This window comes from Streptomyces sp. NPDC026589 (assembly GCF_040638385.1).
Lineage (GTDB): Bacteria > Actinomycetota > Actinomycetes > Streptomycetales > Streptomycetaceae > Streptomyces.
This window is the reverse complement of record NZ_JBEZYG010000015.1, coordinates 255,667-262,595: the sequence shown is the minus strand read 5'-3', so window position 1 is coordinate 262,595 and position 6,929 is coordinate 255,667. Positions and strand designations below refer to the sequence as shown.

The following is a 6,929-nucleotide window of genomic DNA, read 5'->3' as shown; positions in this document are numbered from 1 at the left end:
GACCGTGTACCCGTTCTCCTCGTTGGCGTAGGTGATCCGCTCCAGGACACCTTCGAGGACGGCCATGTTGGACATGACCCGACGCTACCGGGTGGCACTGACAGGGCGGTTCGCGGGCCGGGCCGGCCCCGTCAGGGAGACAGCGTGTGTCCGGCGGGTCGTTCCGCGCCTGTCGCAGGCTCGCCGAGGTCTCGCGGCGTGCCGGGGCTCCCCGGGTGGGCTATGCGGCGCGGTCGTAGTGGAGGGGTTCTTCGGGGCAGCAGGGGTCGGCATCCCCGCACTCGGTGCCGGCGGCCTGGCGGTGAAGCCTCTTCTGGGCGGTCCGGAGAAGGGCCCAGGCGATGAACAGGACGGCGGTCAGCGCCCAGGTGACGACCCACCAGCCGGCAGTCGACCCCATCATGGCCTCGGCGGCGGTCAGGACCATGGCGGCCGCGTGGGCCCAGCACAGCAGAATGCCTGCCCATCGGGTGGTGTGGTCGACCGTTCGAAGGCCGGCTCTCTCCCCCGGTCCGTCCTGTTCCATGATCCCCCCGTTTCGCCATGCGCCTCTTTTCCCGACCTTGACTGTTCATGCGTTCGAGTGCGCGGAACGGCGCCGTCCGGGGTTCACTTTCGGCCCCGCCTTGGTTGACGTCACAACAGTTGCCACAAGGCAAGAGAGAGGCCGGATGGGGCTTATTTCAGAGCGAATCGGACGGAGAAGTCGGCTCGTTCTGGCCGGTCTGCGTATTTCTGGTCGAGAGTGCGTTCACATCTCGTGAAGAAGTCGTGGTGGTTCACGGAGTACGGGGGTCCGGGCCGCCGTCCCGGTACTCGTTCGCCAGCAGAGTGCCACGGTCGCGCGCACCCCGCCGAGGAACTGCTCGAACCGCTAAATCTCCTGCGGGGAGTAGGCGGCCATCACCTCGGCCACCCGCTCGACGTACGGGCCGGAGCAGGCTCTCAACTGGAGGGCTCGCGCCGGCCGGCGTTGAAGCGCGCCTTCTTCTGACGGTTGCCGCACGTGTTCATGTCGCACCACTTGCGCGTACGGCTCTGGCTGGTGTCGAAGAATGCGGCCCGGCAGGTCGGGGAAGCGCACAGGGCCAGCTTTCCGTCCCGCTCGCCCGAGATGACGTCGACCGCGTCGGCGGCGATCACGCTGAGGGCGTCCTCCACGGAGGAGGAGTCGAGCCGCCAGCGCCGCTCTCCCCCAGGTGTCAGGACCGCAGCGGCCCGCCCAGTGATGCTGCGGTCGCCAATGATCTGGACCGGGGCGACGGGAAGAGGCTCGTGCAGCGCGGCGGCCGTCGCAGCGGCGTGGATCGATTCCCTCAGCTCCCGGGCGCGGTCGAGCTGGGCAGGGGTGCAGGAGTCCACGGCGAGCCCGTACACCGCCAGCCAGTCGATGAGCCGTTGCGGAACGGGGATGCGCTCCACGGCGTCGCCGAAACGCTCCGACAAGGTCCCGGTGAAGCTCGTCGCGAGCACGCTGCCGAGGCGGAAATCAGGAAAGCCAGCACGCATGGAACCACCTTAGCCGGTTGCGGCATTCCCCTGGGGGCTGTTAGAACCGTCTTAGCCGGTTCACGATGAGTCGGCGTCGTCTCGGTGGCGGATCAACACGAGTCCGCGGTGGATCGACGCCGGTCCCCACCATGGCCAGGAGGCCTCATGCCGCGCCCGACCAGCGATGTCCACGCCTACGAGACCCACGCGACCGACGCCGACCTCGACGACCTGCGGGCTCGACTGGCCGCGGCGCGACTGCCGGAGGCCGAGACCGTGCAGGGCACCGGGCCCGGCCCCCGCCGATGGGATCAGGGCGTTCCGCTCGCCGACCTCATCGATGTCGTGGAGTACTGGCGCACCGGGTACGACTGGCGGTCCTTCGAGGAGCGCCTCAACCGCGTGGGCCAGTTCCGCACGGTCATCGACGGCCTGGGTATCCACTTCCTGCACCGCCGGTCCGCGCGCACGGACGCCACCCCGCTGCTCCTGACGCACGGCTGGCCGGGCAGCGTCGTCGAATTCCTCCACGTCATGGATGAGTTGGCAGATCCGGAGGACGCGGAAGCTCCGGCGTTCCACGTCGTGGCCCCGTCGCTGCCGGGCTTCGGGTTCAGCGACCGGCCGGCCATCACCGGGTGGGGCACCGAGAAGATCGCGGCCGCGTGGGTGGAGCTGATGGGAAGGCTCGGATACAGCACGTTCCTGGCCCATGGCGGCGACTGGGGCGGCAACATCACCACGGTTCTCGGCGGCAGGTTCCCCGATCACGTGCTCGGCGTCCACTCCACTTTCGCGGAGGCCCCGCCCGGTCTGCCCACGGACGGCCTGACGGAGACCGAACGAAGGTGGACCGAGGAGACCCACCACTTCTGGCGCCACCGCGCGGCCTACGCCAAGCAGCAGGCGACCCGGCCACAGACCACCGGCTACGCGCTCGTCGACTCGCCGGTCGGGCTGCTCGCCTGGATCCTCGACAAGTTCGCCGAGTGGACGGACACCGAGGACAGCCCGTTCGAGACCATCTCCCGGGACCGCATCCTCGACAACGTCACCCTGTACTGGCTGACGCGGACGGGCGCGTCGGCCGCCCGCATCTACTACGAGAGCCACAACTCGCTGGACCCCGAACTCCGGGTGGACGTCCCGGCGGCGATCACCATGTACCCCCGCGACATCGACAAGACACCGCGCCCGTGGGCCCAGGAGCGGTACCGGAACATCGTGCGGTGGCGGTCTCCCGAGGCCGGAGGACATTTCCCGTCGCTGGAGATGCCCGAACTCTTCGTCGCCGATCTGCGGGAGGGCCTCGCGGCGGTGCTGGCCGCCCGTCGGTGAGCGGGGGCGCCGCTCACCGAGGATCTTCGGTCCGCGCACCTCCCTCCGCAGCCGTTTCGAGCCGGTCCGGCAGGAGCACGTCCAGCCGCGAGCCACGGCTCTCCGCGATGCGCACGATCTGTCGCAGGGACTCCGTCAGCCGGTCGGCGAGGAACCGGACCTGCTGACCGGTAACGGTCTCCTCGCCGGTCAATAGATCGGCGGCGTGCCCGAGGAGTTCGTCCGCCATGTCCAGTTGGATGCTCTCGACATCGTCGGCCATCCGCGAGACATGGCCGGTGCCGTCCCCGACGACGTAACAGGGCTTTCCGCCCGTGCCCGTCCACGGCAGCAGCCTCATCGCGGGGGCTTCGGCACAGTCGGCGTGTTCGCTGCTCAGCCTCATGCCACGACCCCGCTCACCCGGCCGAGGTGAACGCCGTGGGCTGCGATCAGCAGCGCCCCGCTCCGCATGCGCCGCCGCCTCGCCTCGGCCGCCAACGCCTCGGCCACCTGGCGTTCGTGCGCCACGAAGTAGGGGCGCACGAGGGGACTGTCCTCGCCACGCGGAGGCCGCTCGCCGGTGCGGTAGACGGTGGGCCCGCCAACGTAGGCGCACGAGTAGGGGTGGAGGTACGGCTTCAGGGAGTGCCGTTGGCGCGGTGCCGGGATCAACGAGCTCAGCGCCGGCTTCAGGAGCCGGGTGAGGGCGTGCTTCATGGGGGCCTGCCTTCTCAGGTGCGTCGACATACGGACATCGCTTCTTTGTGTAGCGAACCCATCACAGAGTGAGGTCAAAGATCGCTACGCTTCTAGGGGGTCGGGCATGACAGCACACCGGTCAGGTCAAGGAGTTGAGTGCGGATGAAAGCGAACGGCAGGCCGCGTACGGCCCGGGAGAAGTACGGCGAGGAGCTGAAGCTGCGGCGCATCGCGGCGGGGCTGACGCAGGAGGCACTGGCAGATCTGGTCGTCTGCTCGCCGACGCTCATCAGCCACTTCGAGGCGGGGCGGCGGCTGCCGAACCCGGACGACGCGCAGCGGATCGACCGGGCGCTGAACACGGACGGGTTCTTCTCGCGATGGCTGGAGGATCTGGACCCCTCGATCCCTCATTACTTCAGAGAAGTCGCTGAGCTGGAGCAGGAAGCAACGGAAATCCGTCACTACGGTGCTTCGCTCATCCCAGGGTTGCTCCAGACAAAGGCATACTCGGGGGCTGTGTACCAGGCGTACCGCCCGAACTACTGCGCTGAAGAACTTGACGAGTTCGTTGTCAGGCGCGCCAAACGAAGCTCGATCCTCGACAAGCCGTCAGCGCCGGTAACGTGGGCGCTGCTCGACGAGGCCGCGTTGAGACGCTGTGTCGGCGGACCGCAGGTGATGGCGGAGCAACTGCACAAGGTGGCCGACATGGCCGAGTCCGGTCGTGTGCGCCTTCATGTTCTGACTCTTGCATCCGGCGCGCACGCACTCCTGGAGGGCATGCTCTATCTCCTGTCCTTCGCGGACGCGGCCCCCCTGGCGTACGTCGAGGGCCTGCGCACCGGGCGCCTGATGGATGATCCGGCGCTGGTTGCGGCCTGCCACACGTCCTACACTCTCGCCTTGGGCGACGCGGCTCCGCGGCAGAAGTCGGTGGCGCTCGTCAGAAGCATCGCGGAGGAGCACGAACATGCACAGCACCGGGCCCACCCTCGCTGACAACACGCCTCTGATCGGATGGCGGAAGTCCAGCTACAGCGGTGGGGGCGGAGGCGATTGCCTTGAGGTCGCGGACGGCCACACCACCGTCCCCGTCCGCGACAGCAAGACCCCCGCAGGCCCGGCCGTCGCCTTCTCCGCAGACGGCTGGTCGTCGTTCGTCACCGCGATCAAGGACGGCCGCCTCGCTTCCTGATCGCCCCTCTCCTGGAGTGGCCCCACGCGAGCGGGGCCTCCGAGCCAAGGTCACGCCCGGGACAGGAACGCCGCTCGCAGATCCCGGTCCCGCAACAGCCTCAGAGTCTCTTCCTCGCCGTCGAACAACAACGCCGCGGATCGATGGCCGGCTTGATGGAACATCGCGGCGAGTACGTCGGCGAGCGGACGGTTCCAGGCTGTTCTGACAGTCTGCGCCGCCTTGTCGTGCCGCCCTCGATCCGTGGCGGTGCGCCAGATTTCCACCGATTCCTTGGCAGTCTCGTAGGCGGTTCTGCGTCCCTCGACGAGGACCCCACGCGTGTTGAGCCCGAACACGGCTATGGAAGCGTCTCCCTGGGGCGTCAGCCCCTTGTACTCGCCGATCGGCAGCACCAGGCGGAGGTGCTCCAGTGGTTCCTGAAGCGTGGGGTCGAGAAGGAGCGGACTACCGTTCTCCGACGAGCGAGGAAAGATGTTCCGCTTCTGATTACTGTTGCAGTACGCGCAGGCCAACAGATGGTTGAGCCACTCGAAGGTACGCAGCGGGGCGAGGCTCTTGGGTTCGAAGTGGTCAATGTCCGTGCCTTGGCTGTCACCGCAGTACATGCAGCGCTGGTGGCCGGGGGCCATGTCCGCAAGGGTGCCCAGAAGCCCCTCACGTACCCGTCGGCGGACGGTGGTGTGGGCCCACAGCTCGGCGGCTTTCTCCTTGCGGTCGACTTCGCTCGCCTGCTCGATCTGTTCGGTGCAGGTCTTGAGATGAGCCGTCGTATCGGGGGGCAGTTGTGCCCGTTCCAGTCGGATCACCCCGCCTCGCCGCCCTCGCCGTCCCTGATCTCCTCGGCGATCCGGTGGAGTTGCGCGGACACCTCGTGGACACGTGCGGCCGGAGAACTGGTGAGCAGGTCCTTGAGCTTCTTGTAGCGCTCGACCGTCTCCGGTGCGGTGTCGCCCTCGTACACGCGGGACTCCAGCGTCATGAACTCGGCACGTCGGCGCTCGGCCTGCTCGGAGTACGGAGTGTCGAGCCCGAACAGGTCGGAGAGCACCGCGTCGTCGCCGCTTCCGTAGACCACTCGCTCGTAAAGGTCTTCCGACACGACCTCGGGAGCGGCGTTCTCCTCCACCCCGGGCAGACGGATCAGGCCACCGGGATCAGCGGCCTGGCAGATGTACGGGCTGTGGGTCGTCACGATGAACTGGATGTTCGGGAAGTGCTCGGTCAGCCAGGGGCCGATGCGGCGCTGCCAGGAGACGTGGAGGTGGGCATCGATCTCGTCGATGATCACGACACCGGGCACCTGGAGAGGGCTGGGGCCGTCGCCGCCATCAGCCCCGACGAACGCGTCGTCGCCGAACGCGTCATGGATCTGCTTGAGCAGGTCGACGACGAGCGCGGCCACTGTACGGAATCCGTCGCTCATCTCCCGCAACGGATACCTGTGGCCGTCGCGGGTGACCCACAGTCCTTCGGAGTCGACGTCCTCCACCCGGTAGCCGTCGGGGAGCAGTCCGTGGCCGAGGACCGACAACGCTGCCTGTTTGAGTGCTGCGGCCCCTTCCCGGTTCTCCAGCGCGCGCAGGTGCTGCTCGATCAGCCAGGCGACGCCTTCGGCGAGCGAGGCGTCCTCGTGGAACAGGCTTGCCTGCCTGGCCACCGGACCCGATGCCAGCATCAACCGCTGGACCTCTCCCGAGCCCCCGGCCATGCGCCGGAAAGGCCCGTACGCGGCGCAGAACCAGCCCACCGGGTTGTCCGCCCAGGGGCCGCGTTGAGCGGGGGTGGCGCTGGTGGTGTTGGGGTCCTGCCGGATGCCTTCCAGGGCCGGCTGGGCGCTCTTACGGCTGCTCATGCCTTCCGCCGGGGCGGTCCAGCGCAGCCCCGCCCAGAAGTTGGTCTGGGTCCGTCCGGAGGAGCTGAACTTGTCGAAGCTCGCGTTCCTGACGATCTTCGCTCGGGCCGAGCCGGTGGCCTGCCCCCGCGACATCCAGTTCTCGAACCCCTGGACAAGGCCACGCGCCGCGACCGGCCCGCTGAGGGCCAGGACCAGCGCCCGGAGCAGCGTCGTCTTTCCCGAGCCGTTCCGTCCCGCGAGGACCGTCCAGCCGGCGTGCGAACCGTCCGGGCGGGTCAGGGTCAGGTCGACGACGCGCGGGCCGTGGAACGACTTGATGTTCTCGACGTACACACGGGAGACGTACATGGATGGCGGTTCCGT

At 68.2% G+C, this 6,929-nt stretch carries 9 protein-coding genes; 3 read left to right on the top strand and 6 right to left on the bottom strand.

Translation table 11 applies throughout. The annotated features are described in order from the left end of the window. Positions 1-220: 220 nt before the first annotated feature. Both AB0F29_RS26010 and AB0F29_RS26005 read right to left on the bottom strand, forming a co-directional pair. Positions 221-526, bottom strand: coding sequence for a hypothetical protein (locus AB0F29_RS26010; protein WP_361876351.1), 306 nt, complete (start codon positions 524-526; stop codon positions 221-223). A gap of 419 nt (positions 527-945) precedes the next feature. Then, entirely contained in the window at positions 946-1,509 is a 564-nt protein-coding gene (locus AB0F29_RS26005; RefSeq protein ID WP_361876348.1) for a CGNR zinc finger domain-containing protein, read from the bottom strand. A 147-nt stretch (positions 1,510-1,656) separates the two neighbouring features. On the opposite strand from AB0F29_RS26005, the gene AB0F29_RS26000 reads away from it, so the two are divergent. Then, positions 1,657-2,829 (top strand): epoxide hydrolase family protein, encoded by a 1,173-nt coding sequence (locus tag AB0F29_RS26000; RefSeq protein ID WP_361876346.1) that lies wholly within the window; start codon positions 1,657-1,659, stop codon positions 2,827-2,829. Positions 2,830-2,842: 13 nt separating this feature from the next. Here the strand turns inward: AB0F29_RS26000 and AB0F29_RS25995 are convergent, their stop codons facing one another. Both AB0F29_RS25995 and AB0F29_RS25990 read right to left on the bottom strand, forming a co-directional pair. Then, entirely contained in the window at positions 2,843-3,214 is a 372-nt protein-coding gene (locus AB0F29_RS25995) for a hypothetical protein (protein ID WP_361876343.1), read from the bottom strand. Beyond that, entirely contained in the window at positions 3,211-3,528 is a 318-nt protein-coding gene (locus AB0F29_RS25990; RefSeq protein WP_361876340.1) for a hypothetical protein, read from the bottom strand. Before AB0F29_RS25990 ends, AB0F29_RS25995 begins: the two co-directional genes overlap by 4 nt. 144 nt (positions 3,529-3,672) lie before the next feature. Here AB0F29_RS25990 and AB0F29_RS25985 point away from each other — a divergent pair, with 144 nt between their 5' ends. Together AB0F29_RS25985 and AB0F29_RS25980 are read left to right on the top strand one after the other, a co-directional pair. Then, entirely contained in the window at positions 3,673-4,512 is an 840-nt protein-coding gene (locus AB0F29_RS25985; protein WP_361876337.1) for a helix-turn-helix transcriptional regulator, read from the top strand. Further along, entirely contained in the window at positions 4,484-4,708 is a 225-nt protein-coding gene (locus AB0F29_RS25980; RefSeq protein ID WP_361876334.1) for a DUF397 domain-containing protein, read from the top strand. Before AB0F29_RS25985 ends, AB0F29_RS25980 begins: the two co-directional genes overlap by 29 nt. A 50-nt stretch (positions 4,709-4,758) precedes the next feature. Here the strand turns inward: AB0F29_RS25980 and AB0F29_RS25975 are convergent, their stop codons facing one another. Together AB0F29_RS25975 and AB0F29_RS25970 are read right to left on the bottom strand one after the other, a co-directional pair. Further along, positions 4,759-5,517 (bottom strand): HNH endonuclease, encoded by a 759-nt coding sequence (locus tag AB0F29_RS25975; RefSeq protein ID WP_361876331.1) that lies wholly within the window; start codon positions 5,515-5,517, stop codon positions 4,759-4,761. Next, complete coding sequence (locus AB0F29_RS25970; protein ID WP_361876328.1) at positions 5,514-6,914, bottom strand: ATP-binding protein; 1,401 nt, start codon at positions 6,912-6,914, stop codon at positions 5,514-5,516. The genes AB0F29_RS25975 and AB0F29_RS25970 overlap by 4 nt, the downstream gene beginning before the upstream one ends. Positions 6,915-6,929: the final 15 nt, after the last annotated feature.